Below are 24,897 nucleotides of genomic sequence, written 5' to 3'. Positions count from 1 at the left end.
ATGTTAGCCGGGATTACACTCGACTCTCAGAGCATCTCGTAGCAGACAAGGGTGCTTTCTCCATCTGAATACGTGCGCGCTGCACCAGCCATACCCCTGTTAGAATCAAGACCACTGCCAGTAAATCCGATGATCTAATATCTTCTCCAACCAGGGTGAATCCGATCAGCAAGGCAACTATCGGTGGAATATAAGTGACACCGGAAGCAGCTATGGCACCCATCTGATTGACCAGAAAATAGTAGATGATATACGCGAGCCCGGTACCCAGTATGCCAAGACCGATCACCATGGCAATCAGTGCTTTCAGATCCCCAAGAATGAAGGATATGTTGCTGGTTTCAGTCGTCGCAAACAGAAGGATCGTGGCGAATCCTGTCTGATAAGTAGCCAATGCCAGCGGAGCGATCTCCAGCGGTTTGATAAATATCTTCGCATACACGAAAGACACTCCGACGCATAAAGCGCCACCCAGCATATAGAGCACACCTTCAATGCTGACAGAGCCTGAACTGTTCCATGGCTGAGCGATGATAAGCACACCGATAAACCCAAGCACAGTGCCACTCATTGAGCTCCGATTGATAGGTTCGTCGCGCAGAAATATCAGTGCAGCCAGAAAAGTGAACAGCGGTATAGAGCCACTGAGCATACCGGCGACACTGGAAGGCAAAAGCGCAGTACCCTTGGCGAAAGCCAAGTAATACACGGCGGTTGCGAGCAGTGACATCACAACGAAATGATACCAGTGACGCAGATCAGCCCATTTCAACGCTTTGATGCACAGTGCGAATCCAAACAGTGGCAGAAACCCGAACAACACGCGTAACAGCGTGGTCTGGCTGGGAGTGATAACCTCTGCAGCCCATTTCATAAAGATGAAGTTACTGCCCCAGATCACGCCAAGCGTGATGAAAGCGATAATAGTCAATGTGCGCATATATAGCCTGCTTACTTGCCTGAATGGATAGTTAGTAAGACAAAGTGTGTTCCCCCAAGACCGTAAGAACAAACGCGAATTTCTTGTGCTAGACTGAAGAAAATCTACACTCAAGGTGAGACATGAGAGCAGCAAACCTGAATGGATTACGTATCTTTGAAGCGGTAGCCAGGCACCTGAATTTTCGTAAGGCTGCAGAAGAGCTACACCTGACTCAGAGCGCAGTCGCTCAAAGAATCCGACGTATGGAAACAGATCTGGGTATCTCTCTGTTTGTGAGAAAGCCAAGAGGGGTAGAGCTGACTGATGAGGGCAGCAGCTTATATGGTGCAGTAGTTGCCGGTCTGGGCATAATGGACGATGCGCTACGGCGGATTACGACAACACATCGACAAGTCGTGATCAGTGTGCCGCCCTCATTTGGGGCCAAATGGTTAATACCCCGGCTCGCTGACTTTCATCAGGCGTGCCCGGATATTGATCTTCGCATCTCGGCAAGTGAGGCAGTGAGTAGCTTTCGTAACGATGATGTTGATTTTGTGGTGCGTTACGGAGAGGCTTCAGCGCTGGGAAAAGGACTGCATTTTGAGCGCCTGACTGACAGCCTATTGTGCGCTGTTGCCAATCCGGCTTACCGAGATCTCCATCCTGAAATTAACCAGATTGAAGACTTCACACATCATCGGTTGATTGAAGATTCCCATGGTCATTGGGAGCATCTGGCGAGAACAAATGATCAGTTACGCATCGATAAAATTTTGCACCTGAACCAGACAAGTATGGCAATTGACGCCGCGGTAGCAGGGCAGGGAATCTGCATTGCACCCAGGATATTGCTGGAATCCCACCTGGGCCAGCAAGAGTTGGTTGTGCTGATGGAATTGGCGCAACCCGATGATAAAGGCTTTTATCTTGTATACCCAGAAGGGCGAGAGTTTGATTCATTCAAGCTGGCAACCATCACTTGGCTGAGGTCACAGGCGCTAGCGTACAGGCAGTAATCCGAGTAGCTGGTATACGGTTTTGAATCATCTATTCACTCATCCCAGACCCATTCGTACATTGCACCCACAAGAAAGATAGGGTAATTTCAACCAGACAACTCAGATGTACCAACTTGCTGTGATGGAGCACCGGCCGGGCGGTAGCGTGTCTGACGGTCTGTAAATCTTGGCCCAGCAACAAACCACTGCCATAAAGCATCTGAATTACCAGTTGTTTACGTTCAGACAGCCGATCTATGTATGTTTTTTCAGTGCGTAAGGATTCGATGAATAGGCTTACTGCCATACGAACCCCGGGAATTGTATGCTTACACAGTATATTGGTGGTATTAGTTGACCACTACAACCACTACAGTACACCACTGGTGGTGAGGATAGATCTTCTATGTTTATATAACTTCCTAAGCCCACTAAAAAAGATTAGTAGTAGTCCTTTAGAGCGATGTTAGATAGTAACTGTAACATCGCACCTAATCACATAGAGCAGTAGTAATGACTTTTATAAAAAATGCAGAACACGTAGCTAGGACAACAATGAATCAGATCAATCCGTCGCTAGTGGAGCAGTACGTCGGAATCATCAACTTCCTCGCCAGCCACCCGGCTGCTGCTTCGGGGATGCGTGGTAAAAACGCACCATCATTAGGGTCAGTGGACTACATCAGTCGGCAGGCCCATAATTTCGCGGCGTCGCGTAACCCAAGAGTTCCTAAGCCACCTGAAACCGTACCAGATGAGATGGTTTCCGTGATACTTGTTTCATATTTCGACATTGATAAGGCTGATGTAGAGCGTATTAAGTGGGAGCATGCGCTCTCTATGGGTGCAGAAAACTTGATCGGAGATCTGCTGGAACGTTATCTTGCGTCCGTGATGGAACCTAAAGGCTGGCTCTGGTGCTCGGGTGCTTTGGTAAAGGCTGTAGACTTTATCGAGCCTCCTTCTACTAGCGGTGAGCCTTGGCGACTTCTGCAAGTAAAAAATCGGGATAACTCAGAAAATTCCTCTTCAAGCGCAATTCGCCTAGGAACGACCATAGAGAAGTGGCACCGAACATTCTCTAGGAGAGTTGGGTCGAATTGGGAAGCCTTTCCTGATGTTTCACTTCGCAAGGAGCTTTCAGAAAGCGCCTTCAAGAAATACGTCAAGGACTACTTAGGAGGTTTAAAGTGAACACAGGCAAAGATCGAAATCAGGCTGTTCCCCACGACACTGAAGACCGAGGCTGGTGGTACCTTCATGGCGAGAAGCTGGAAGAAAAATTTGTATCCATTTGCCGTGGTAAACTCAAAATCAATGCAAGCATTAACCCACAAAAAATCGATGATAAGACCGTGCCAGATCTGATTGTCGAAGGCGCCCTAGCCGATCTGAAGACGCAAAATACGCCATTTTTCACCGTCAGCCGTTACAATATGGATCCACGCTTCACTGTCACCTTCAATCGGAAGGACTACGAGCGTTATCAAGCCTTGTATCCAGACATTGTTATCTATTTCTGGCTGGATTGGACACAAACCAGATGGCAGAAAAATGAGGTGGAATATCTTGGTGGAGTTTTTCGGTTACCCTTCAGTGCTATCGTGGCCATGATAGAGTCGGGCGCGCCTGAGCATCATTATGTGCACAGGCAAAGTCCCGAAGACCGCAATGCTAAATCGTCATTCTTGCTGGATGTTAGGACATTCGAGACCCTCTTCATAGCAAAAAATCGCGACGGAACCTTTTGAAAAGCTATAGCCCCCCTTCCTGGAGGATTAGTGATGCGTCCTCTTGAGATAGGCGTTTGAGTCCGCGCTGAAGGACGCACCCCCATTTGATCGTTCCCTTGGGAATAAAGCCGAGGCGATCCTTGACCTCGTGAATGTTCACATTACGCTTGAAGTGCCGGATGTCTGTCAATTCTAATACCGCAGCAGGAGGGCTCGAAAGGGCATCACCATCGGCTGAATAGTTTACTGCGTTGAAGTAAACATTTCCTGCTGTCGCGATGGCGACGAAGGCTTGCCCACGAATACCCGCCAAATAGACTATTAAGTCGTCTCCCGCCTTAATTTCAGACTTGTGCGGGGTGTTGGCGTTAAGGCCCCAGAGCCCAACTTCAAACCGTCTTCGAGCCATTTCTTCAGCGGGAATTTTTTTCCCGTCAATTGACTCCGAAGTAGAGGCCACAAGCAGATAGTGTCCTTTTTCCCTCGGTTTACTCATACACTTTTCTCCGTAAAAAGTGCTATCTGCTTTTGGTCTGTTTTTTCCTTCGGCTTGACGGCACGCTTTTTGATCTTACCTTTTCCGGCTTCGTCGTCGAGACCCATGATTTCACGAGTACGAGCCTCCCACGAAACTTCGTCGTTGTTCTTATATCGACTGAATGGGAACCCTGAAGGGGGGTGCTCATCGCGACCTTCTATATGGGCGAGAATAGTGCGCCCCACGGCCTCCCCAAGCCCTACTGGAACTGCGTTCCCTATCTGTTTGTAGCGGTCGGTTATAGAGCCACAGACTATCCAGTTATCTGGGAACTGTTGAATACGTGCATATTCTTGAACAGACAGTGGACGGTTTTCTTCAGGGTGGCAAATATCTGTTGCTGGCATCGTCGGTGATGTCACTAGTGTGCAAGAGGGCTTGTTCCAATCTAGTCGACGAAGGAAACCTGTCTTGCCTCCACCAGAGTCCAAAGAGCGTCCTAGGGCCTCGCGGTGGAGCTCCTTGGGAAGGTGTTTCCAGTACTGCCCTGGCCCTAGCATACGATAGAAACGTAAACGATCTTCTGGGAACTCGCCGCTGTCACCAGCCTTTGGATCTAGCCCACTGAAGGCTTCACGCAGCGTCCTCCATTTCGGCAGCCCATAAGAACCGTCTTGAGAGTGCGTGGGATTTAGGTGCGGTAGCTTTTTCCCATCTCGGGAGCAGATCAGTATAACCCGCTCTCGGGACTGGGGGACTCCGAAATTGGCGGAGTTATACAGATTGAATGATACCCCGTAGCCGCCTGCCCTTAGCAGCTGCAATACATGCATAAGAGCGCCTCCTGGCCGCTCGGTTGGGGCTGGCTTCCAATCTGATCCACGTTCAGCGTGCCGTGTGTGAACCATCGGGGCGGATAGTAGGCCTCGGACGTTCTCTATGACCGCAAACCGAGGGCGCATCTCTAAAATCAGATCAATGTAGCGAATGAACGCGTTGCCTCGCTCGTCGTGGAAACCGCGTCTTGCACCAGCCGTAGAGAATGCTTGACAAGGGGGCCCTCCTACCATGACATCGATGTCGTCATCGACATCAAGACCAGCCGCAGCTCGAATTTGATGAGCGTCGTACTTCCATATGTCGCCAAGTAGTGCGAGATCTGGCCGGTTCGCTGTGATCGTCCTTCGACAGGTTTTGTCGAATTCACAGGCGAGAAGCATGTGGATCCCCGCCTTCTCAAGCCCTTGATCCAGACCCATCGCGCCAGAAAAGAATGACAGCGCCTTTAGCTTTGGAAGCTTTCCAGGTTTTCTTGGCCGATCCTCCGGTGGCGTTGGGGCGCCCTCCTCAAGGTAGAGTTTTACAGCCTCCTCGGTCGTCAGCCATTGTTTACCGATCTGTCTACCCTCAATGGCGCCTGAGCGAAGAAGCGTCCTTACGCGTTGTTCAGACACACCGATGATTTCCGCAGCTTGTTTTGCTGTGATTGCATTTGGTATAAGTTCCATTTCGCCCTCGAAATATAAAATATACCAAGCAAATTACCACACTAAGAATAGCTGTCAATAAAAACTGAGTACATGAGGTCTCAACAACTAATAGGACATGCACATTAGTCGACTATCAAAATTAAAAAATTCATAGATCGTAGCTATTGACTGTGATGGGCTCATCGTTGACCGCTGGATTAACTGAATGTCCATCAGTAAACCGCAATGATGAGGTTTTACAAAGTTATGGCAGAGAACTCAGTCCCATATAACGCTTCGGGCGCGACGCATCTCACTGAAATAATCAGCATAAGCGTCCTGGGAGACGTTGATATCGGTGATAGTCGTCAAAGGCGACAGTTTTGTCGGTTTTGATATCTGCCGCTTAGCGAGGTGGATATAAGCTCTATGCCCTTCATTGCTGGGGTTCAACGGGGTGGTGTGATAGGTTTGGGAGGTATCTGTCGGAATCATCGGCAGAAACGACGATGAAGAAACTGTTATGTTCTGAGGGGTATGCTTGGATATTGATCACCGAGACCTTGCCAAGCGAGTAATTGAGCTCTCTGGCGGCAAGCAGAAGCTTAATGACGAGATGAATCAAAAGCTTGCTCGGATCAACGAAAAATGGAACCAGGATGTTGGTGTCTATGGCCATCTATTTTGACCCACTTGGGGGTGAATACGTTATCTTGAACTTCTCCTCGGCCAGCGCCTTGTAATAAAGCACGAAGCCGTTGTCTTCCCACATCAGGCATTTGATCTTGTTACGCTGGCGATTGGTGAAGGCATACAGTGCGCCGGTAAAGAGGTTGCGCCCCAGCTCCTGCTCAATCAACAAGGCCAGACTGTTGGCCTGATTGCGGAAGTCGATCGGCGCACGGTAGAGGTACATCTCCGGTATATCCTGTGCCGGACGCAGGTAGCGGCTACGCATCACAGCTGCCTCAGGATCGAGCTCAGCAGATTAATATTCCCGGCATGCAGACCAATGATCGATACGCCACCGGGTAGTGATAGTGTCAACTCCGCCGGGGAGTGAGAGCTTTGGAGTGGTGTGGCTTTGGCAAACCCTGCCACCACGTCGGGTTGTGCATACTCATCCTGTGTCAGCTTTTGGCGCCAGTAGACAAACTGGTGATATGAGAGTACATGCCGTTTGCAGAATGCGGCACCGGGCAGATTAGATGCCTACCAGTCTGCCATCTGTTGCTGCCAATACTGCTGACGTTCGTAAGTGGTCATCACTTGATTCCTTGATACTATTGCGATGAAATCAGTGTGGCGCGGCTGGCATGTGGAATACAGGTGCTAATTTATTGGCGTTTACATCCTCTCAGATCGAATATCAACATTAGGCAATGTGTGCAGGATCGCTTGCGCCAAAAGTCGAGACGTAATATTAAGCTCAGTCCAACCCACGACTGCCGGTCTTGCTAGCTATCTTCTTAAGATAGTATGGTTAGATGAAGCGGATTGCTGAAACTCTGCTCAGTTTGATATAAACGAGCTGGCTAGTCTAAGGAGGGATGCTGCAAAGAATGATAGTCAGCCCTCTAAATAAATTGAGGGCTTTATGCATTCGCTTCCCCAGCTCTTGGGCGCCAATATCTGTGCCCTCAGACTGCAGAAAAATCTATTGCAAGATGGGTTGGCTCTGTTGTGTGGGCTGGACAGAAGTTATATGGGCAGGATTGAACGTGGTGAGGTGAACATCACCGTAGAAACGCTATATCAGATAGCAGAGGCTCTGGGTTGTGAGCCTGCGCCAGTGCTGCCCCTCAAGAACGAGGTTATTAGTTCTAAGAGCTAATGATCGATATGTGGTAAGCATGCCCTTTATTATAGCTTCCTATACAATGGGTGGATCTGTATTTGATCTGTATTTGATCTGTTGCCCTACCATTACTGATCTGGAAAAACTGAACACACAAGTGAAATACGTTATCAAGGAGGATGACATGAAAACACTGACACTACAGTCAGGAGAAGCCCTATATATCGGTGGGCAGACTGAGATCCGTATCCTCAGCAAAAAATCACGCAGAGTGAAGCTAGGAATAGTTGCGCCTGAAGATTGTGAGGTTTGGAGGAGTGAAGTTCCTTTATCTGATGAAGATGACAGCCCTCATGATTTGTCCTGTCATAGTCAAATTGACTTCCTTGGAAATCAGGTATTTTCCAGCCATTTGAAAAGGCTCTTGGCGATTGTTTTTTTCCGGAAGTGATACCTGGACTTACGTGCGAGCTATGGAGCCGCTAGACACTCTATGTTAACACTGCCAATGCGGTCAAACTGCGCTGTTGTTGACAGGCAGCTTCAGAAAAGCTCTTCTCTGCGGCAGAGTTGCTACTGCCGGTCGAAGCCGAGAACTTGTTTGGGCAGTGGTGCATCGCCGATGTTGACCTTGCGCTTATGATTAATCGTCTGACCCTCAATGGTGACGCAGTGCCAGAGAGGCTGGCTGCTTATGCAAGGCGGCAGTGGCAACGACACACCGTACAACTGTGGGTTAACCAAAGGCGTCCGCCGCTCTGATGGGGCTAACTCGTCATTGCAGCGGATCACCTTTGGCAGCCACTGAATTCCAACGTTAAGTTTGCTCAAGGTGGATCGCATGATTACCGGCATCAATCACATCACCTTTTCTGTCCATGACCTGAGTTCGTCGATCGAGTTCTACCGTGATCTTTTGGGAATGAAATTGCATGTTTTCTGGGACACAGGCGCCTATTTGACAGCAGGCGATACTTGGTTATGTTTGAGTATGGGGCAACCTGAGCCCGCCAAGGACTATACACACGTCGCTTTCAGTGTGAGCGAAGAGAAGCTCGTTGAGCTGCGAGCTAATCTGAACCAGGCTGGCGTTGAAGAGTGGAAGCAAAATACCAGTGAGGGCGACTCCATCTATTTACTCGACCCAAATGGGCATCGCCTTGAACTTCATTGCGGCACATTATCCACTCGCCTGGCTGAACTGGAAAGCTCGCCCTACAAAGGACTAGTGTGGTGCTGAAAAGTAACAAACGGCTGTTGTCGCCCCTTCGGGGCTGGGGCGGCATATCTACAGCCAGCGATTGGGTACTGTGGAACCGGTATTTGGCAATCTGGAGTGCAACAAGGGGCTGAATCGGTTTACCTTAAGAGGCAGAACCAAAGTTAATGCCCAGTGGTTGATGTATTGTCTGGTGCATAACATTGAGAAGATCGCGACACAGGGTCAGCAGCGGGAGTGGCAACTGGCGCTGATAAAGGTGCGTTGAGCGCATTAAGTACTGTATACAGGCTGTTTGAATGGGTGATTGAGATCATTGGTTCGAGCGGGGAATAATCACCAGAATGAAGGGCGGGTTGTTGATGCTGGGGATTTTGATTTCAAAATCTCTAATCCGACAGGCTCGTTAGGGTTTCAAGAGGATATGCAAAATGGCCAAGCATAATTTGGGCGAGTTAGTCCCACTCCTCGAAGAAAAACTTGGCATTGAGCCAGGATTCTTTGATTCTTTAGATAATGATGAAGAGAACGATTGGTCGTTCATAATTAAAATGCACGCGCTTATCGAAGCAGCGATTTCCCACTTGCTCACAGAGCATCTCGGAAAAGCAGGTTTAGCTGATATATTTTCACGCCTTGACATGAGCAACAAAGCTACAGGCAAGGCTGCTTTTATAAAGTCACTTGGTCTACTTGATGAAGCGGAACGGCGTTTTATAAGCTCCTTTTCAGAGCTACGAAACAAACTAGTGCATGACGTCAAGAACGTGAATTTTGATCTGGCCGAACATGTCGAAAATATGAACTCCAAGGAAAGGGATATATTTTTGAAAAATTTCAATCTCTTATCTACCGAGGTAACTGACGACGTTAGAAACCTATTTAGGTTCGATCCTCGGCAAGCTGTTTGGTATGCATCAATGGCCCTGCTGGGCATTGTGTACCTTCGTGTTCAACCCTAACACATATGAGCCCCCACGGAGTCAATAGGTAAAACCGCTCCTCTGGCCGCGTTAGCGGCCAGTCTGTGTCCATCAGCAAGATAGACTGCTTCATCTGTCATCATGGTTTCCAGGCGATAGCTTGCAACAAACACATATCGGGGCTCTCTTATCTCATGTTCAATGAGCGCCTGCTGATTTCAGCTTCCGTACTGACAGCAGGGGCACCAGACAATCATCGGTTAACCTGTGGCTGGCACTATTCAAGGCGTCGGGTTTCAAGCCAGTTAGTTTCAGGCTCAGTACAGGTGCAAACCATCTTGCTGATGGTGATGCGCGGCGACAAGGTGTAGCACGGCAATTTCACCGAAGGCCCACTTCAGATGAGCATTGCCGATTTTATTGCCCTGGGTTTCCATAGCTTTTTCCTGCTGATTCGGCTTTGCACTTAATCAGGCGACTGTATGATGCAAAATCCTGCACGGTGCTAAATCGACTGATGTCGCCGACTCCAAACAGAATAGTCAGTGCCAGAATGCGACCAATGCCCGGGAAACTGGTGAGGATGTGGTAATCGCGGCCGTTGTGATGCTTGGCATGCTTTTCCATAAACCACTCGATGGCGCTGAGTTCGTGACGGTAAAGCGCGATGATGTTTAAGTCCAGGTTATTTTTGGCTTTACCGCCATGTATAGCCTTCATGTAAAGCGCATGGCCGAGAATAAAGTCGATGCCATGCTCAGCACAAAAATCGCTAACCCAGTACCAGCAGTGCATGCATTCAGCACCAACGACAATGTTACCGATGTAGGGTGCCAATAAATCCAGCAAAGGTTCTGGTAATGCTTTGATTTCACGGTGCAGGATGGTTTCACCGGTTTCATCCAGAATGCACACGTACAAAGAGCGCGCGTGCAAATCTATTCCACAATAGTACGGATATTGTGTAGTATAAAACTTCATTGGGTCTTCTCCTTTTTGGTTTCGTCGCCTTCCAGCTTAGCCAATCTGACTAGGTCGGGGAGAAGGGTCAATGAGTATCAATCGCAAGCAACGGAACAATTTTTCGTTAACGCTAAAAATAGTCCGCTGTGCGGGCGTTAAATCTCAACCGGTGATCAAAATGGGTCGTAGGTATCGAAGAAGAAATAATCTCGGTTCGGTAGTAACCGATGTCGTTCGAGTTGCCTCCCGCCTTCCTTGGTGGGGCGCTCTGCTTGTTGGCCTTATCGCTTACTTAGTGATTTATATTGGCTTAGGCGGATATCTTGAAGGTCAACTTGCCGCACAAGAAGGCAGTCAGTTTTATCCTATTATCGAGGCACGATATGGCCGACTCATTCGGCTCACATCTTGGGTCGGACACGCGTGTTTGATAGCGGGAGCATTTTTCGCTATCCGCAATCACTTCTTTGGCGCCAATGCTCAACGCACCGAAAAAGGTATTGTCGGTGTAGTTTCTAGAATCTTGGGGCGGAGCATTGATTAAAGGATTTAACAATCGCGTCAAATGCGGTGCTCTTACCTCGCGCGCTTTACGGAGGCGTTGAGACTGTCGGATTAGTCCCACAGCCCTTGGCTGACGCGGCAGACAAAGGCTAAAATCGGGTAACAGAACTTTACCTCACAGGTGGCAAGGGATGGCGCGGTATAAACACTACGATTACAACCAAACCAAGATGATCCCCCTGCGGTTTGCGGATCAGATCCAACCTGGCACGTTTGAATATACGCTGAATCATGTTGTGGATAATGATCTGGATCTCAGCGTGTTTGAATCCCGCTATCGCAACGACTACAACGGTGCTCCCGCCTATGACCCGGCGATTCTACTGAAGGTTGTGCTGTTTGCTTATTCCAGAGGGATCACCAGCAGCCGTAAAATCGCTCAGGCTTGTCGTGAGAATGTATTGTTCATGGCCTTGTCAGCTGATAGCCAGCCCCATCACAGCACCATTGCGGATTTCATCTCCCGGATGGATGAGGTGATTGCACCGCTGTTTACTCATGTTCTGATGGTGTGTGATGGCCTGAACCTGATCGGGCGAGATATGTTTGCCATTGATGGCTGCAAAATGCCCTCCAATGCAGCCAAGGAGTGGAGTGGTACCCGTGCAGAGTTAAGCCGGAAGCAAGCCAAGATCGACCGCGCGGTGGAGCGGATGATGACAGCACACCAACAGGGCGATCAGCAGGATCAGCCGGTTGAAATCACTGCTCGTGAACAGGCCCAGATTGAAAAGCTGGTTACGGTTGACAGTAGCTTTCACAGTGAAGCCAATGTGAAGATGATTTATCGCCTCGGTATCGATGGCTATATCGCCTATAATCAATTTCGTAAACGTGATCCCCGGTTCGCAGAATCGATCACGTTCAGCAAGGCCAAAGCCCAGCGCCGTAAAGAGCGTGGCGGTCAGGTGGCGAAACGCTTTACACCGGCTGACTTTGATTATGACTCGGTGACAGACACCTGCCGTTGCCCCGCGGGTAAGCCGATGTGGAAGCGCTTCAAGGGGCAAATTGCCGAACAGGAAATAATCAGCTTCCAGGGCTATCGCGAGCACTGCCGAGATTGTGCATTGAAGCATCAGTGCCTACGGCGAGAGAACCAGCCGGATGGTCGCCAGGTCAGCTTTACACTGGGTGATGGTAAAAAGACCTCGGGCTTTATCGAGAAGATGAAGCAGAAGATCGACAGCTCGATGGGGCGGCATATCTACAGCCAGCGATTGGGTACTGTGGAACCGGTATTTGGCAATCTGGAGTGCAACAAGGGGCTGAATCGGTTTACCTTAAGAGGCAGAACCAAAGTCAATGCCCAGTGGTTGATGTATTGTCTGGTGCATAACATTGAGAAGATCGCGACACAGGGTCAGCCGCGCCACTGAGTGGCAGCTGGCGCTGATGAAGCTGCGTCAAGCGCATCACGTACTGAATACAGGCTGTTTGAATGGCTGGTTAATATCATCGGTTCGAACGGGGAATAATCACCAGAATGAAGGACGGGCTGTTGATGCTGGGGATTTTGATTTCAAAATCTCTAATCCGACAGGCTCGTTAAAAATAAGAGAATCCGGATGTTTTCAAGAACAACAATACTTGAATTGATTAAGGCACTAAATTTTAAGACGCATGACGAGATCGAGCGCTTTGTTTTCGAGCTGGAAATGGACGGAGTTGTGCAAGGTGATTATCTAAAACAAAAAGAGACCTCAATATCAAAGCATTTAGTTGCAAATGCTGGAACAAAGGGTCCGTCGGGTTCGGAGCTGGCGATAGATGTTGTTGAGTACCTTTTAAGAAAGGCACCGTATTCTGGCTATGAGCATGCCAGCCTAGTGAATGCACTTGAAAAAGATGGTTACATACTCACAGAAACTTCTGTAAGAAAATCATTGCCATCACAAATCCCACTGGCAGAGAATGAAGACAATTTGATTAAAATTCTGAGGAAGAGGAATTTTAAAATTGCCTTAGGCCACTATGAGCAAGCTATAGCTGCACATGGGCGAGGTGAATGGGCAGCCGCCAACGCCCAATTAAGATCATTTGTTGAAGAGTTTTTTAATCGAGTACATACTTTAATTAACGTAGGATCGGCAACTGATACCCAGCAACGAAAAATAGAGCTCGCAAAAAGCGGTTTCTTTGCTGCTCACTATAACGAGTTCCTATATAATGGTACAGGGTTTGTGGAGGGCTTTTGGAAACGCCTACATCCTCAAGGATCCCATCCAGGGCTTTCTGAGTAAGCTGACTCAACGTTCCGGCTTCATTTGGTATTGCTAGTAATACATTTTTTTGCAGAGCGGCTAGATAATGGACTGGCCTAACAAACGGCTCCCCGCAGACGTCCAAACCTACGCGGTTTTTGTGGTTTCGCTGCGCTACACTTTAACACAAAAACCACTCCGGTTCGGCCGCTGGTGAGCCCGGCGTTATAAACCAATGGCTAGCCCTCTAAGCATCACACAGAAGGAAGATAAAAGATGGATTTGAAAATTAGTGATAATCACACAAAACCGATGGTTCGTGTTTTTATCATGTTAATCGGGTTGCTTTGCGCTCTTCTTATTTCATGGAAATTTACTGGCTCTCCTCTTCCGCAAGACTCTAAATACGCACTGATTTTTCAGAATGCCTTGCTGCTAATTGTTCTTGGCTCCGCCATCTTAGAGCACTTTTTTACTAAACCGGCTGACTCGATGATCAATTCGCTTATGGCAGGGATAACAATGTTTGGTGTATACCATGTTTCACCTGCACTAGCATGGTGGGTAGTATTCTCTTATTGCCTTTTTGTTTTTTTAATTTCATCAGTTTGTGTTGCTACATCTGGCGGCAGGGTTTCTGGTGATATTGCTTCAGTAGTAAATAGTCGTCTTTATAGGCCAGCAATTGTTCTTGGCCGATCCAGGCTGATTTTTTCCATAGTTTTTTTGTTTGGCGTTTACTCGTTCTACTCAATTCAATCTGAAATTTCGGTTTACCTCATCGTATTTTGGGGTGTTTTCATGGCCATATGGCCACTTAAACTACCTCAGCTGTTATCTTCTATTAGTTTCAATTCTCAAGAGACAGTCTTTCCAATAGGCAAGTTACTCAGAATGGATAATCCCGGTGTTTTAAGATTTGCTATAAATCAAAACACTGACTGGGAGAAAGGGAGGCCGTTAATCTATCAGCGCGTAGATAAAAGCCAGCAATGGGTATTACCATTATATTCACACCTTAATGATGAGCGAAGAATTGGAACAGCAATGCTTTTGGGCGCGGTTGAAAAAATTAAGACTGGCCTAACGGACGGTCATATCTATGAATTTGAGGAAGAGTTAGATAATGATGCCGTAATGAGTCTTCTAGGTGAAACTACTCAATCTAGGCTGATTGGCTTTGTTGCCGAGGACTCATCAATTGGACGAATCAGGCTGGAAGTCAAAGCAGACAGTCCTTGTGCAGATGGAATGCTTATCTGGTGCAAAGTTGGTGGAGTGAAGATTTATTATCAAATCTCTGCTGGCACAACGATTGAAGAAAACTTAGACGGCGATAAGCATGGTTATCAAATAGCCTATGCAGCTCAGTTAGGGACTCTAGAAAACGGTGAATTTAAGAAATTTGACTGGCTTCCAAATATGAATGCACCAGTCTTTTCTTTGATTGATGATACGGTTGATATTATCGGAGAAGCTCCAAATCCTAACGATTTCAAGTTTGGAAATCTTCCAAAATCAAACATTCCTGTGCTTGGTGATTTTGTTGGGAACTTCAATTTTCATACCGCAGTTCTTGGTGTAACAGGCTCAGGTAAAACTGAATTCGCATTTGACTTAATTAGGCATTCGGTCTCCAGCGGCATCAAAGTAATCTGTATTGACCTTACCTCACAATATAAAGATAGGTTGGCGGATTTAACCCCCACTGATCTTTCAATCCAAGAACAAACATCAATAGAATTAAGTCAAAAACTATTTGATGTCGAAACTGGAACCTATGGCGCGCCAAATGAAAAGAAAGCCTTGCAAGCGTTTAGTAACAAACTTAGAACTGATGTTGATACTGAACTCAGAACATTTATGGCAAACGATGAAAGTAGATTAGGGTTAATACAATTGCCGGAGATATCCAACTCGCAGGCATCCATTTTCATCACAGAGATATACATGTCTTGTTTGCTCAATATCGCCAAAGAAAGTTTTGGTGATGATTCTAAAAGAGTACTTGTTGCAGTTGAAGAGGCCCATACGATCATGCCTGAATCGGCAACAATGGGTGTGTCGGACTTTGCCTCTAAAGGCTTAGTGGCTAAAATTGCACAAATTGCTCTACAGGGAAGGAAATATAATGTCGGACTCTTAGTTCTAGCTCAAAGAACTGCAAATGTGAGTAAGACAGTGCTAACACAGTGCAATTCTATAGTCAGCTTTGCATGCTATGACGATACAAGTATTAGCTTTCTAAAAAATATGTTTGGTTCCAGTTGTGCTGAGATGGTTCCAAATCTAAAGAAACTTCAAGCAGTTGTTTTTGGTAAGATAGTTAAATCAGAAAGGCCAGTTGTTGTCGAAATACCGTATGACCAAAATAAAGTCTAGCATCAGCGAGTGTTGGCTTATAACAAGTGACTGTGGTCACCAGTCAATATATTTATACATTTTTTGAGCTCCATCGTTCTTCATTCTTAACCATGGTGTTCAGTATGACTGATGAGCTTTCGCATACAGGCAATCAAGACGACTTTTGGCAGTTTTCCAGATGCCTTTAGATGGGGGTAGTAACGTTTGAATACCGGGTTGCATTGAATGGCAGACATCATTGCCATGAACATCACTGTGCGAATGCGTGGGCGGCCCCCGTATGCGCCGCTTGTGTCAGCAACAGTGCTAAAAGTCAGTAAAGGAGGTGCGGACGTTATTTTGGACTACAACGGCGTGGAATACGGCTAAATCTGCTCACGGGCCCTGGCGCTTAAGCAAAAGCCTCGCGCTTTACAGGGCGTTGCCGAACAGATATTTTGCCAGCTTGGGGCTGCCATCATTGGCGGCATGAGGGACAATGAGGAAATGAACCGCCGTGGTACGTGACCCGGATGCCCGGTGGTGTGGGAGGAGGGGCATTGTGAGGTGCCTCCCTATCCCGATTATGCTCACAAGGTGAAAATGAAATGAGTAGATCAACAGATTGGAATGTTCTTATCCAGGGTTATTTGAGCCTTATGTGGTGCCAAGATTCAATAGCACCTGAAAATCAAGATAAAAAGCTGTCAGTTTTATTAGGCGAATTTCAAAACAAAAATGAAGGAATAACCCCATTAAATATTGGCTCATTATTATCTTCTGCGTACATATGTTTTATGTACCCGCAACAAACTGAGTTTGAAAACCTAAATTTTGAATCAATATCAGCAGATAACTTCTCAATAATATACGGGCGAGATGGCGATGCGAAATATCGTTGTCGTAGAATAAGAAACTCTCTTGCACATGCTAGATTTCAAGTTTCCAAGGAAATGTTCATATTTGAAGATCAAGACCCAAGAGGGAATGATAAATTTAAAGCTACAATAAAAGCATGCCACTTCGGAGATTTTTTGAACAACTTCTTTCATGAATGCAAGAATCAGTATTTTAACAGATGAATAGCATAACACCTATGAGCCGTCACCCTGTCAATAGGCATTAGTTTTTTATTGGCCGTGTTAGCGGCCAATATCAAGTCCCGGAGCCAGTGATCCTACTTCGTCTGTCATCGTTGGCTGTGAATGGCTTACAGCAAACACCTATTGAGGCTCACTTATGTGGTTTTCACCACTGCCATTCCGGGTTGCTTCCTGCAGGTTGGCCTGGGGCACTAGACATTCATCGGTTAACCGGCATCTGTCCTATTCAAAAAGCGGGTTGCTTGTCAGTCCCAGTTAGTTTCAGGTTCAGCGCCGGTGTAAGCGCACTCGCTCAGGGTATTGATGCACGCCAGCAGGCTGGATATTTGTTTTTTAACATGAAATACACAGCACGACCCATTTTGTGCGCCAGTGCTGACAAAGCTTTAGCTTTACTCATGCGCTTCTGGAAGCGCTGTAATAACTTCTGGGCACCCGGGTTGCCCCGCAAGTACAGGACGGACGCTTCAGAGAAGGCCCACTTCAGATGCGCATTGCCGATTTTATTGCCCTGGGTGCCATAGGTTTTACCGGCGGACTCGGCCTTGCACTTGATCAAACGGGCATAGGAGGCAAATTTCTGTACGGATTCGAAGCGCTGGATATCACCGACTTCATACAGGATGGTCAGCGCCAGAATACGCCCGATACCGGGAATGGTTTTCAGGAGTGAGAAGTCAACAGGCCGGTGCCGCTTGGCCTGCTGTTCGAGATGACATTCCAGCTTGCTCAGTTCACGGTGGTAGCACTCCAGAATATTCATGTCGAGATCAATATTGCGTTGAACATCCGGTTGATCGAAAGTAGATCTGAGCTGTTCACAGGCACCGTAATTTTTCAGGTTCACTCGATTTGGGGGTAGGTTGTACTGGCTTGTGGTGTTGGCGACATGAGCTTTGAGGTCGGCACCGTGTCGGACAATGCGTGTGCGTCGACGGAGCAGATCACGGGTGGCGCGCATCTCTCTGGGATAGACATAAGCCAGCGGGAAGTTACCACCCCGCATCAGTGCAGCGATTTTATAGGAGTCGATCCTGTCATTCTTGGTTTTACCGCCGTGAATGGCTTTCATGTAGAGGACATGACCGAGAATGAACGGGATAGCCTGCTCCTCACAAAAGTCAGACAGCCAGTACCAGCAATGCATGCACTCGACACCGATTACCAGATCATCCAGGTAGGGCAGAATCAGGTTATAGAGAGACTCAGGCCTGGCCGGGATCTCTTTATGCAGCAGAGTGTCGCCCGCTTGATCAATGATGCAAACATACAGTGATCGTGCATGCAGATCGATTCCACAATAATGCTGATGAGTGCTATTGTAAAAGTTCATTGAGTCTTCTCCTTTTTGGTGTGGTGCCTTCCAGCTTAGCCAATCTGGCTGGGCTGGGGAGAAGGCTCAATGAGTATCAAGTCAATTCAACCGACCGCTGACGCGGCGGCTGATTGAAGCGTTATACGGCGCACTAAGTCCGCTTACGACCCAAAGCGGACATTAGCATGAAAGTTATATCAATCGCGCTATGAATTAGGAAATTGACATGCGAATTACAAAAATACAAGTAAGAAATTTTCGCCTTCTTAAAGATACTGTGATTGATCTGGAAGATGATCTGTCCGTGGTCATTGGAAAAAACAATTGTGGTAAAACATCACTATTGCTGATTCTCGATAAGTTTCTTGGTAATGGTTATCCAAAAAATAGCTTTTCCTTTGATGACCTTAACGTCAATCTCAAGGAAGAAATAAAATCCTGGATAGATGGGGATAAGTCAGGAGAGCCATTCCCCTTTATGGGAATATCACTCAAGCTCTTCATTGAATATGACGAGCAGGATGACTTATCAAATATCAGCAATAAGGTGATTATGGATTTAGACCCTGAAAACAGGGTGGTGGTGTTAGCATTTGAATACTCAATTACTCAGGAACGGTTCCAGTCTCTCAAAAGCGAATACAAGGTCTATTGGGATAAAAGAAAAGCTGAGGGAAAGAAGCAGAAGGACATATTCGCATTTTTAAAGGAACAGCATACTAATTATTTTAACATTACGTGGAAAAGCCTTCTCTATGACTTAGAAAAGCAAGTAGAAGATGAGGAAGTTTTCACTGATCTCAAAAAAGAAAAAATCCCACTTGATAAAATCATTAGTTTCAAATGGATCAGCGCCAGAAGAAGCGTTTCAAATAAGGATTCTGAAAAAGCATTATCAACGCAGTCTTCAAAAATTTACAAGAAATTGGAGGCTAGCAATAACAACCCGGATGTAATTGAGCGCTTCAAGGATACCCTAAGCGATACGGACGATGAGCTTGATAAAGTCTATCAAGCTTTGTTTGATGAAGTCATTAATGATGTAAGGCAATTTGGAGGGGTTAAGACAGAAGACTCTATAATTAAGATCGTCTCCTCTCTACAACACCGAGAGCTACTCGAAGAAAATACTACTGTAATGTATGGGATTGGAGCTACTGACCATACCTTACCGGAAAGTTACAATGGCCTAGGGTATATGAACTTGATCAGCATGATTTTTGAGATCAAGATTTTGTTGCATGAATTCCAAAAAGAAAAAAATGAAAAACCTTCAGACATAAATCTCCTATTCATCGAAGAGCCTGAAGTCCATACGCACCCACAAATGCAGCGTATATTTATCAAGAACATAAAAACGCTATTGCAGAACGGTGTTGTTCGTGAAGATGGAGAAAGTCGAAAATTACAAACTATACTTTCAACTCACTCTTCTCACATAGTTTCAGAAAGCGATTTTGAAGACATAAAATACTTCAAAAGGACTCCTGAAGGCGTTCTTTCGAAGAACTTAAAAGAACTAAGAGCTGAGTATGGGGAAGAAAGCGCATATTATAAATTTCTGAAGCAATACCTTACATTGCATAGAGCAGAACTTTTCTTTGCGGATAAAGCAATTTTTATTGAAGGGGATACGGAGAGAATCTTGCTCCCCGCAATGATGAAAAAAATTGATCAAGACGATAGGATAAAAGAAGTCACTGAAGGTGCAGCTCCCTCGCTGCCATTGCTTTCCCAGAACATTTCTATTGTAGAGGTGGGATCATACTCCCAGGTCTTTGAGAAATTCATAGATTTCATAGGCGTGAAGTCCCTTATCATCACCGATATAGATTCTACAGGAATGCTTCCTGATCTGGGTGAGAATGGAAGTGTAAAAAAGAACGAAGATGGTTCGGATAAACTAAAGCGAGGGAAGTGCCCCGTAGAAAGCGGGGATCAAACGAGTAATGCATCCCTAAAATTTTTCTATGGATCAGACAAAACGCTTGATATCTTCAAAAGCCTTGCTTTTGAAGATCGTATTCTAAGAAAATCTAAGGAAGTGGAGCCTGCCGAGTGGCTACAAAGCCCGGAAGGACATTTGGTTTGCGTATACCAAATCAAAGAGCAAAACAACGCCGGAAAAGACTACTGGGCGAGAAGCTTTGAAGATGCCTTTTTTCACATCAATGGCCAATTCATAGCAGACAACACGTTTGACAGCGATCAGACCTTCATTGGAGATAAAACCTTCCCAAGCCTTACTCAGAATAGAATGCAAGAGTTTGCTAAATCAGAAATTGATGCCTGGGATATGGCTGGAGCCGTTTCCAAAAAACCTGCGTTTGCAATGGAGATATTGTTATGCAGCACCACGAAGGCAAAGTCTGTTAAGGACAAGGAATCTGGCGAAGATGTTTTAGTTTCAATAGAGTTTTCAAACTGGAATATCCCGACCTATATTCGGGAGGGCTTGCAATGGCTGAAACAAGATTGAAGCTGGAGCCAGAAGTCCAAACGATCCTTGGATATATTGACGAGGGAAAGAATTTTCTACTCAGTGGAGGGGCTGGTAGTGGAAAGACTTATTCCTTGGTTCATACGATTGCTCAAATTATTGAAGAAAACCCGACTGCTAAAATTTCCTGTATGACCTACACGAATGCGGCGGTACGAGAAATTCAGGATCGTTTTAATAATCCAAACCTAACTGTAAGCACGATTCATGATTTTCTTTGGGATAGCATAAAATCTTTCCAGGGGGAGTTAAAAAGCACCCTGATAACACTCATTAATTCAGAGGATGTCAAAGAAGTAAAAAGCCCGGATGGAGAAGTTGAGCCCGACTTTTTTGAAGAGAAAGAAATTCAGTACAAAGAATATACCATTATTAAAGAAGGCATCATTTCCCACGATGAGTTATTGGTTTTAGCGCAGCATATGTTCATGACCTACCCAAAACTCTGCGATATTTTAAAAGACAAGTTTAAATTCATTTTGATAGACGAGTATCAAGATACCAGCCCATCTGTCATAGAAATATTTCTTACTCATTTCAAAAAGAGTAACAGAAAAAACATCATTGGCTTTTTCGGCGATGCCATGCAGTCTATTTACGATGATACAATAGGTAATTTGGCGTCTTATGTGGCAGCAAATGACGTTACTGAAACGAGGAAAGCACAAAATAGAAGAAACCCCAAACAGGTCTACGAACTGGCAAACAAGCTCAGAACTGATGGAATCGTCCAAGAGCATTCTACAGATGAGAATGCTCCAAACATGGAGAACGGAAGTGTAAAAGAAGGCAATGTCAAGTTTTATTATACAACGGATGAAGAGAGGCTAGAGGCACTTAAGCAAACACTGGAATGGGATTTTTCTAACCCTAAGAAAACCAAGATATTAAATTTGACTCATAATCTCATTGCCCCTCAAGCAGGTTTCACTGCTTTGATGGCTATATATGACGGTGACAAAATTCTAGACTATAAAAAACGGATCACCGATTACATCAAAAAGAACACGATTACTGAAGATTTCTCAGAGCTTACATTCGGCCAAGTTATAGATAAACTGTTAGAGGGAAAGACCTCTGATGCTCAGAAAAAACCCATACTTCCGACTGCCGGAATGCAAACATTCATTGACCAACATAATCAACTGTTTGAGACAGCGAAGAGCTACCCATTTGAAGAGTTTAGAAGGATTTATGTCGATAAGGATGCTTTGCTAGATGATAAAAAAGATGATGAGAATGATGAATCAAAAACGGGCTCTAAGCGAGATAATCTCATAAAACACCTGTTCAAAATTCAAGATCATGTAAATTTATATAATGAGAAGAAGTACAACGAGTTTTTAAGAAAAACAGAATTCCAGATTAAGTCTATTGCCGATAAAAAAAGCTTGAGAGATGTTGTCATGACGCTGCAGAGCATGTCTGACAGCACAATCGAAGAGGTTATAGAATATGCTCACAATAATGGTATATGCCGGAAAGATGACAATCTTCAAAGTTTTATAGAAAAGAAAAAATACATTTATGATCAGGTCATCCAGCTAAAATTTCAAGAGTTCCAAAATCTGTTTTCCTATCTGGAAGGATATACCCCTTTCTCCACTCAACATAAGATTAAAGGTTCTGAGTTTGATAACGTCCTAGTAGTCTTAGATAATGGAAATTGGGCGAAATATAATTTTCAATACCTTTTTGAGAATAATGGAACAGAAAGTGTTCGAGAAAGAACACAAAAGCTGTTTTATGTTTGCTGCACTCGGTCAAAAGAAAATCTTGTTGTTTATTATCATAATCCCAGCCAGGCTACTATAGCTACAGCCAAGAATTGGTTTGGTGAAGATAATGTTCAGGTGCTCTTGTAAAGCAATTTACTTTTATAAAACGTCCGCTCCTGGCCGGATGAGGATATATTGATGATGGTGCAGACCACGTATAACAAGTGACTGTGGTCACCAGTCAATATATTTATACAATTTCTGAGCTCCATCGTTCTTCATTCTTAACCATGGTGTTCAGTATGACGATGAGCTTTCGCATACAGGCAATCAAGGCGACTTTTGGCAGTTTTCCAGATGCCTTTAGATGGGTGTAGTAACGTTTGAATACCGGGTTGCATTGAATGGCAGACATCATTGCCATGAACATCACTGTGCGAATGCGTGGGCAGCCACCACGTATGCGCCGCTTGCCTTGATAGTTACCACTTTCGCGGTTCATGGGAGCTACACCAACCAAAGCGACGATCTCTTTCAACAACACACGTAGTACCCGATTGATGGATGAGTTCACTTCTTTAGGCATGATATGCAGACGGGATTGCTCCATTGTCTGCATTTCCATTAGTTGTGACCGTCTTGCCAGTAAGTCTTCGATCAGAAGGGATTGTTTATCAGGATATAGGCTTTATATCCGGTTGTATCGTTGCAGCAAAACGAGCAATGACAGCGGCGTCCAGCTTATCAGTTTTGGCGAATACGCCGATAGCCTGGGCATAGCGCCGGATGCTGATGGGGTTAACGACAATGATGGGCAGATTAGCTTTGTCACAGGCAAAAACAAAAGCGTGTTCATAGCGACCAGTGGCTTCGGTGACGATCCGTTTGACTGGGTGTTGCTTTAGTACCTGGATAATTTTCTGAATACTGTGATCATCATTGGGAATGGAAAAGTGAAGGTTCAGCGGATGAAAGGCAATATCAAGTTTTGACTTGCTGACATCCACGCCGACATGGACTTCGATTTGGTTTTCAGTGTGATTCATAATAAGCTGACTCTGCCTTGCTATGCGGGCTCGAGGCCCCGATGACTGTTCGAGTTATCGCTAAGGAGTCATGCAACGCTACCCACTTGTTACCGGTCTCTCGAAAGAGGAGCCTGCGCTACACCGAGCTGCTGCATGAAGACCCTCAACGGCCATTGAGGGTGGGCCTCACTTTACCCAGAAATGGAACGAATTAACCATACAAGGCGCTGTTGTCGCCGCTAGCGCGGCTGGGACGGCTTATGTTACGCTCCAGCCGCTCCAAAGCTTTGCGTTATGCGAAGGAGAGGGAATGAGCTTCCTTGAAGAGTCGTGGGAACAAAGAGAAGAGACAACATACAAAGAGATATTTGGTGATACTGGGCCGGGCATTTTCCCTCTATCAAATGAAGTCTTTGATCGAATGAATGCGAAGGAAATAGATCCTCGCTGGCTTACTCATGGTGTATTTAAATCTCCGCCAAATGGCAGCAGGAGCACATGGGCATATGTAACCTCGGGAATGTCTAATCCCTGGGATGCAGTAGAGCCAGAGGAATACTCTGGTATGGGCATAGAGCTTTTGATAGAGACAGTAGAAGAAGAGACCTGGGCAATTGAGGTTCTTCAAACTCTAATGGCCTACAACCTATTACTGGCAAGCGGTCAAATGGGTGATTTTCCTCCGTTGGATTATGGGCATCGAGTGCCTTTAGCTCTGTCTGAATCAATAAAAGCGATGATGCTTATCCATCCTGTTAATTTTCCTAGCACCTTTTCCATCAAATCAGGTAGGGTCGATTTGTTGCAAGTTGTAGGCATCACTCCTTCGGAGTTGGAAGCTGCAAAGCAGACATCATCGGATGAAATAAGGGAAAAATTGGTTAGTAGGACTGGCGGTCTGGTTACAAGCAAGGAGCGAGCTAGTGTCGTGTAAATCGCATATCAATCGGCTGTTGTCGCTCCTTCGGGGCTGGGATGGCCTTTCCGTCGCTTCGCGACTACAAGCCCGCCCCAAAGCCGGGTGTTTTAGGTTCTACTATGTTCGCCGATCCGTGGAATCCCTCTAGCGCCGAGATTAGACAGTGGGCTTATACGCACACTGCGGAGGAGCCCTGCCAGGATTGGGATCTTGCTTTGTCTTGGGCTGCTCATGAGCGTGATTATTTAGAATATGCCGCCGACCCTTGCTGTCCAAATCGTAGCTTCTTCCTTCATGTTATCTATTTAATGGTTGGTGACGCAGTTCGCAGCAAATATCGAACAACTCCCGAGGCAGTTGTCCGGGGCTTCATTGAGTTAACTAAAGACACCAAGAGCAAGCCTTTGCAGCGCTGGCGCGAGCGATCCAACCACCTGCTTAAGCATCCATCTGAATTTGATTATGCCGCGTGGTGTGGCGGTGGATACTCCAGCGCCGAAACCTAATAATTGGTTCAAATCGTTCGCTGCGCTCACTGGGGCGGGTAAAGCCCGCCCCTTAACCAAACGTTATGTGTGAATCAGGATGAGCAAGTTGAACGAGCAAGAGAAGGCATTTTGGGAACGGATTCGTAGCATCCTTTGGAGGAAATGGGATCCTATCGGTGTCTACGAACCAAATAGCGAATGGGACGACG

At 46.0% G+C, this 24,897-nt stretch carries 26 protein-coding genes and 2 pseudogenes; 18 read left to right on the top strand and 10 right to left on the bottom strand.

Features of this window, described 5'->3' with window-relative positions:
* Positions 1 to 13: 13 nt before the first annotated feature.
* A complete protein-coding gene (locus tag ACK3CJ_RS11530; protein WP_409522352.1) occupies positions 14 to 940 on the bottom strand; it encodes a DMT family transporter in 927 nt (308 codons plus the stop codon).
* A 122-nt stretch (positions 941 to 1,062) separates the two neighbouring features.
* Between ACK3CJ_RS11530 and ACK3CJ_RS11525 the strand changes: the two genes are divergently transcribed.
* From ACK3CJ_RS11525 to ACK3CJ_RS11515, 3 genes are all read left to right on the top strand, one after another.
* Positions 1,063 to 1,941 (top strand): LysR substrate-binding domain-containing protein, encoded by an 879-nt coding sequence (locus ACK3CJ_RS11525; RefSeq protein WP_409522351.1) that lies wholly within the window; start codon positions 1,063 to 1,065, stop codon positions 1,939 to 1,941.
* A 537-nt stretch (positions 1,942 to 2,478) separates the two neighbouring features.
* Positions 2,479 to 3,117 carry a SinI family restriction endonuclease gene (locus ACK3CJ_RS11520; RefSeq protein WP_409522350.1) on the top strand — a complete coding sequence of 213 codons (639 nt, stop codon included), beginning with the start codon at positions 2,479 to 2,481 and terminating at the stop codon, positions 3,115 to 3,117.
* Positions 3,114 to 3,674, top strand: a complete 561-nt coding sequence (locus ACK3CJ_RS11515) for a hypothetical protein (RefSeq protein WP_409522349.1) — start codon at positions 3,114 to 3,116, stop codon at positions 3,672 to 3,674. The genes ACK3CJ_RS11520 and ACK3CJ_RS11515 overlap by 4 nt, the downstream gene beginning before the upstream one ends.
* A 4-nt stretch (positions 3,675 to 3,678) precedes the next feature.
* On the opposite strand, the gene ACK3CJ_RS11510 is transcribed toward ACK3CJ_RS11515, so the two are convergent.
* The 5 genes from ACK3CJ_RS11510 to tnpA all read right to left on the bottom strand — a co-directional run bounded on the left by ACK3CJ_RS11510 (position 3,679) and on the right by tnpA (position 6,806).
* Positions 3,679 to 4,152 carry a hypothetical protein gene (locus ACK3CJ_RS11510; protein WP_409522348.1) on the bottom strand — a complete coding sequence of 158 codons (474 nt, stop codon included), beginning with the start codon at positions 4,150 to 4,152 and terminating at the stop codon, positions 3,679 to 3,681.
* Complete coding sequence (locus tag ACK3CJ_RS11505; RefSeq protein WP_409522347.1) at positions 4,149 to 5,642, bottom strand: DNA cytosine methyltransferase; 1,494 nt, start codon at positions 5,640 to 5,642, stop codon at positions 4,149 to 4,151. The genes ACK3CJ_RS11510 and ACK3CJ_RS11505 overlap by 4 nt, the downstream gene beginning before the upstream one ends.
* Before the next feature lie 397 nt (positions 5,643 to 6,039).
* Positions 6,040 to 6,282 (bottom strand): hypothetical protein, encoded by a 243-nt coding sequence (locus ACK3CJ_RS11500; RefSeq protein WP_409522346.1) that lies wholly within the window; start codon positions 6,280 to 6,282, stop codon positions 6,040 to 6,042.
* A complete protein-coding gene (gene tnpB, locus ACK3CJ_RS11495; RefSeq protein WP_409522345.1) occupies positions 6,283 to 6,561 on the bottom strand; it encodes an IS66 family insertion sequence element accessory protein TnpB in 279 nt (92 codons plus the stop codon).
* A complete protein-coding gene (tnpA, locus tag ACK3CJ_RS11490) occupies positions 6,561 to 6,806 on the bottom strand; it encodes an IS66 family insertion sequence element accessory protein TnpA (RefSeq protein ID WP_409526588.1) in 246 nt (81 codons plus the stop codon). Before tnpA ends, tnpB begins: the two co-directional genes overlap by 1 nt.
* A gap of 394 nt (positions 6,807 to 7,200) precedes the next feature.
* Here tnpA and ACK3CJ_RS11485 point away from each other — a divergent pair, with 394 nt between their 5' ends.
* The 6 genes from ACK3CJ_RS11485 to ACK3CJ_RS11460 all read left to right on the top strand — a co-directional run bounded on the left by ACK3CJ_RS11485 (position 7,201) and on the right by ACK3CJ_RS11460 (position 9,582).
* Complete coding sequence (locus ACK3CJ_RS11485; protein ID WP_409522344.1) at positions 7,201 to 7,437, top strand: helix-turn-helix domain-containing protein; 237 nt, start codon at positions 7,201 to 7,203, stop codon at positions 7,435 to 7,437.
* A 148-nt stretch (positions 7,438 to 7,585) separates the two neighbouring features.
* Positions 7,586 to 7,852 carry a carbon storage regulator gene (locus ACK3CJ_RS11480; RefSeq protein WP_409522343.1) on the top strand — a complete coding sequence of 89 codons (267 nt, stop codon included), beginning with the start codon at positions 7,586 to 7,588 and terminating at the stop codon, positions 7,850 to 7,852.
* Positions 7,853 to 7,971: 119 nt separating this feature from the next.
* On the top strand, positions 7,972 to 8,163 hold the full coding sequence (locus ACK3CJ_RS11475) for a hypothetical protein (RefSeq protein ID WP_409522342.1): 192 nt from the start codon (positions 7,972 to 7,974) through the stop codon (positions 8,161 to 8,163).
* Positions 8,164 to 8,242: 79 nt separating this feature from the next.
* Positions 8,243 to 8,641, top strand: a complete 399-nt coding sequence (gene fosF / locus ACK3CJ_RS11470; protein ID WP_409522341.1) for a fosfomycin resistance glutathione transferase FosF — start codon at positions 8,243 to 8,245, stop codon at positions 8,639 to 8,641.
* A gap of 70 nt (positions 8,642 to 8,711) precedes the next feature.
* Positions 8,712 to 8,888, top strand: a complete 177-nt coding sequence (locus tag ACK3CJ_RS11465) for a transposase (protein ID WP_409522340.1) — start codon at positions 8,712 to 8,714, stop codon at positions 8,886 to 8,888.
* 163 nt (positions 8,889 to 9,051) lie between these two features.
* Positions 9,052 to 9,582, top strand: a complete 531-nt coding sequence (locus ACK3CJ_RS11460) for a hypothetical protein (RefSeq protein ID WP_409522339.1) — start codon at positions 9,052 to 9,054, stop codon at positions 9,580 to 9,582.
* Positions 9,583 to 9,905: 323 nt separating this feature from the next.
* On the opposite strand, the pseudogene ACK3CJ_RS11455 reads toward ACK3CJ_RS11460, so the two are convergent.
* Positions 9,906 to 10,524 (bottom strand): annotated as a pseudogene (locus ACK3CJ_RS11455) (transposase); the annotation flags it as partial.
* A 70-nt stretch (positions 10,525 to 10,594) separates the two neighbouring features.
* On the opposite strand from ACK3CJ_RS11455, the gene ACK3CJ_RS11450 reads away from it, so the two are divergent.
* From ACK3CJ_RS11450 to ACK3CJ_RS11435, 4 genes are all read left to right on the top strand, one after another.
* On the top strand, positions 10,595 to 11,050 hold the full coding sequence (locus tag ACK3CJ_RS11450; RefSeq protein WP_409526527.1) for a hypothetical protein: 456 nt from the start codon (positions 10,595 to 10,597) through the stop codon (positions 11,048 to 11,050).
* A gap of 151 nt (positions 11,051 to 11,201) precedes the next feature.
* Complete coding sequence (locus ACK3CJ_RS11445; protein WP_409526526.1) at positions 11,202 to 12,449, top strand: transposase; 1,248 nt, start codon at positions 11,202 to 11,204, stop codon at positions 12,447 to 12,449.
* Positions 12,450 to 12,638: 189 nt separating this feature from the next.
* Positions 12,639 to 13,313, top strand: a complete 675-nt coding sequence (locus ACK3CJ_RS11440) for a hypothetical protein (RefSeq protein WP_409526525.1) — start codon at positions 12,639 to 12,641, stop codon at positions 13,311 to 13,313.
* 237 nt (positions 13,314 to 13,550) lie between these two features.
* The gene (locus ACK3CJ_RS11435; RefSeq protein WP_409526524.1) at positions 13,551 to 15,656 is read left to right on the top strand and encodes an ATP-binding protein; all 2,106 of its coding nucleotides are present in this window, start codon (positions 13,551 to 13,553) and stop codon (positions 15,654 to 15,656) included.
* A 393-nt stretch (positions 15,657 to 16,049) separates the two neighbouring features.
* On the opposite strand, the gene ACK3CJ_RS11430 is transcribed toward ACK3CJ_RS11435, so the two are convergent.
* On the bottom strand, positions 16,050 to 16,178 hold the full coding sequence (locus tag ACK3CJ_RS11430; protein WP_409526523.1) for a hypothetical protein: 129 nt from the start codon (positions 16,176 to 16,178) through the stop codon (positions 16,050 to 16,052).
* Positions 16,179 to 16,225: 47 nt separating this feature from the next.
* Between ACK3CJ_RS11430 and ACK3CJ_RS11425 the strand changes: the two genes are divergently transcribed.
* Positions 16,226 to 16,699, top strand: coding sequence for a HEPN family nuclease (locus ACK3CJ_RS11425; RefSeq protein ID WP_409526522.1), 474 nt, complete (start codon positions 16,226 to 16,228; stop codon positions 16,697 to 16,699).
* A gap of 313 nt (positions 16,700 to 17,012) precedes the next feature.
* Here ACK3CJ_RS11425 and ACK3CJ_RS11420 read toward each other — a convergent pair whose 3' ends face one another.
* Positions 17,013 to 18,053 carry an IS110 family transposase gene (locus ACK3CJ_RS11420; RefSeq protein ID WP_409526521.1) on the bottom strand — a complete coding sequence of 347 codons (1,041 nt, stop codon included), beginning with the start codon at positions 18,051 to 18,053 and terminating at the stop codon, positions 17,013 to 17,015.
* Between the two features lie 208 nt (positions 18,054 to 18,261).
* On the opposite strand from ACK3CJ_RS11420, the gene ACK3CJ_RS11415 reads away from it, so the two are divergent.
* Together ACK3CJ_RS11415 and ACK3CJ_RS11410 are read left to right on the top strand one after the other, a co-directional pair.
* Entirely contained in the window at positions 18,262 to 20,514 is a 2,253-nt protein-coding gene (locus tag ACK3CJ_RS11415; protein ID WP_409526520.1) for an ATP-dependent nuclease, read from the top strand.
* Entirely contained in the window at positions 20,496 to 22,400 is a 1,905-nt protein-coding gene (locus ACK3CJ_RS11410) for a UvrD-helicase domain-containing protein (protein WP_409526519.1), read from the top strand. The genes ACK3CJ_RS11415 and ACK3CJ_RS11410 overlap by 19 nt, the downstream gene beginning before the upstream one ends.
* A 103-nt stretch (positions 22,401 to 22,503) precedes the next feature.
* On the opposite strand, the pseudogene ACK3CJ_RS11405 reads toward ACK3CJ_RS11410, so the two are convergent.
* Positions 22,504 to 23,299, bottom strand: a pseudogene (locus tag ACK3CJ_RS11405) (IS110 family transposase).
* Between the two features lie 292 nt (positions 23,300 to 23,591).
* Here ACK3CJ_RS11405 and ACK3CJ_RS11400 point away from each other — a divergent pair.
* Entirely contained in the window at positions 23,592 to 24,215 is a 624-nt protein-coding gene (locus ACK3CJ_RS11400) for a suppressor of fused domain protein (protein WP_409526518.1), read from the top strand.
* A gap of 41 nt (positions 24,216 to 24,256) precedes the next feature.
* Positions 24,257 to 24,706 carry a hypothetical protein gene (locus tag ACK3CJ_RS11395; protein WP_409526517.1) on the top strand — a complete coding sequence of 150 codons (450 nt, stop codon included), beginning with the start codon at positions 24,257 to 24,259 and terminating at the stop codon, positions 24,704 to 24,706.
* Positions 24,707 to 24,897: the final 191 nt, after the last annotated feature.

The organism is Nitrincola salilacus, assembly GCF_046271865.1.
Lineage (GTDB): Bacteria > Pseudomonadota > Gammaproteobacteria > Pseudomonadales > Balneatricaceae > Nitrincola > Nitrincola salilacus.
Note: the sequence above shows the minus strand (reverse complement) of the source record. Positions and strands in the feature narration are given on the sequence as shown.

What these genes read in the sequence shown, in the direction of transcription:
- ACK3CJ_RS11530 (WP_409522352.1), bottom strand. Translation starts at nt 940, where the DNA reads ATGCGCACATTGACTATTATCGCTTTCATCACGCTTGGCGTGATCTGG.
- ACK3CJ_RS11525 (WP_409522351.1), top strand. Translation starts at nt 1,063, where the DNA reads ATGAGAGCAGCAAACCTGAATGGATTACGTATCTTTGAAGCGGTAGCC.
- ACK3CJ_RS11520 (WP_409522350.1), top strand. Translation starts at nt 2,479, where the DNA reads ATGAATCAGATCAATCCGTCGCTAGTGGAGCAGTACGTCGGAATCATC.
- ACK3CJ_RS11510 (WP_409522348.1), bottom strand. Translation starts at nt 4,152, where the DNA reads ATGAGTAAACCGAGGGAAAAAGGACACTATCTGCTTGTGGCCTCTACT.
- ACK3CJ_RS11505 (WP_409522347.1), bottom strand. Translation starts at nt 5,642, where the DNA reads ATGGAACTTATACCAAATGCAATCACAGCAAAACAAGCTGCGGAAATC.
- ACK3CJ_RS11500 (WP_409522346.1), bottom strand. Translation starts at nt 6,282, where the DNA reads ATGGCCATAGACACCAACATCCTGGTTCCATTTTTCGTTGATCCGAGC.
- tnpB (WP_409522345.1), bottom strand. Translation starts at nt 6,561, where the DNA reads ATGCGTAGCCGCTACCTGCGTCCGGCACAGGATATACCGGAGATGTAC.
- ACK3CJ_RS11485 (WP_409522344.1), top strand. Translation starts at nt 7,201, where the DNA reads ATGCATTCGCTTCCCCAGCTCTTGGGCGCCAATATCTGTGCCCTCAGA.
- ACK3CJ_RS11480 (WP_409522343.1), top strand. Translation starts at nt 7,586, where the DNA reads ATGAAAACACTGACACTACAGTCAGGAGAAGCCCTATATATCGGTGGG.
- fosF (WP_409522341.1), top strand. Translation starts at nt 8,243, where the DNA reads ATGATTACCGGCATCAATCACATCACCTTTTCTGTCCATGACCTGAGT.
- ACK3CJ_RS11460 (WP_409522339.1), top strand. Translation starts at nt 9,052, where the DNA reads ATGGCCAAGCATAATTTGGGCGAGTTAGTCCCACTCCTCGAAGAAAAA.
- ACK3CJ_RS11450 (WP_409526527.1), top strand. Translation starts at nt 10,595, where the DNA reads ATGAGTATCAATCGCAAGCAACGGAACAATTTTTCGTTAACGCTAAAA.
- ACK3CJ_RS11445 (WP_409526526.1), top strand. Translation starts at nt 11,202, where the DNA reads ATGGCGCGGTATAAACACTACGATTACAACCAAACCAAGATGATCCCC.
- ACK3CJ_RS11440 (WP_409526525.1), top strand. Translation starts at nt 12,639, where the DNA reads ATGTTTTCAAGAACAACAATACTTGAATTGATTAAGGCACTAAATTTT.
- ACK3CJ_RS11435 (WP_409526524.1), top strand. Translation starts at nt 13,551, where the DNA reads ATGGATTTGAAAATTAGTGATAATCACACAAAACCGATGGTTCGTGTT.
- ACK3CJ_RS11430 (WP_409526523.1), bottom strand. Translation starts at nt 16,178, where the DNA reads ATGCCCCTCCTCCCACACCACCGGGCATCCGGGTCACGTACCACGGCG.
- ACK3CJ_RS11425 (WP_409526522.1), top strand. Translation starts at nt 16,226, where the DNA reads ATGAGTAGATCAACAGATTGGAATGTTCTTATCCAGGGTTATTTGAGC.
- ACK3CJ_RS11420 (WP_409526521.1), bottom strand. Translation starts at nt 18,053, where the DNA reads ATGAACTTTTACAATAGCACTCATCAGCATTATTGTGGAATCGATCTG.
- ACK3CJ_RS11415 (WP_409526520.1), top strand. Translation starts at nt 18,262, where the DNA reads ATGCGAATTACAAAAATACAAGTAAGAAATTTTCGCCTTCTTAAAGAT.
- ACK3CJ_RS11410 (WP_409526519.1), top strand. Translation starts at nt 20,496, where the DNA reads ATGGCTGAAACAAGATTGAAGCTGGAGCCAGAAGTCCAAACGATCCTT.
- ACK3CJ_RS11400 (WP_409526518.1), top strand. Translation starts at nt 23,592, where the DNA reads ATGAGCTTCCTTGAAGAGTCGTGGGAACAAAGAGAAGAGACAACATAC.
- ACK3CJ_RS11395 (WP_409526517.1), top strand. Translation starts at nt 24,257, where the DNA reads ATGGCCTTTCCGTCGCTTCGCGACTACAAGCCCGCCCCAAAGCCGGGT.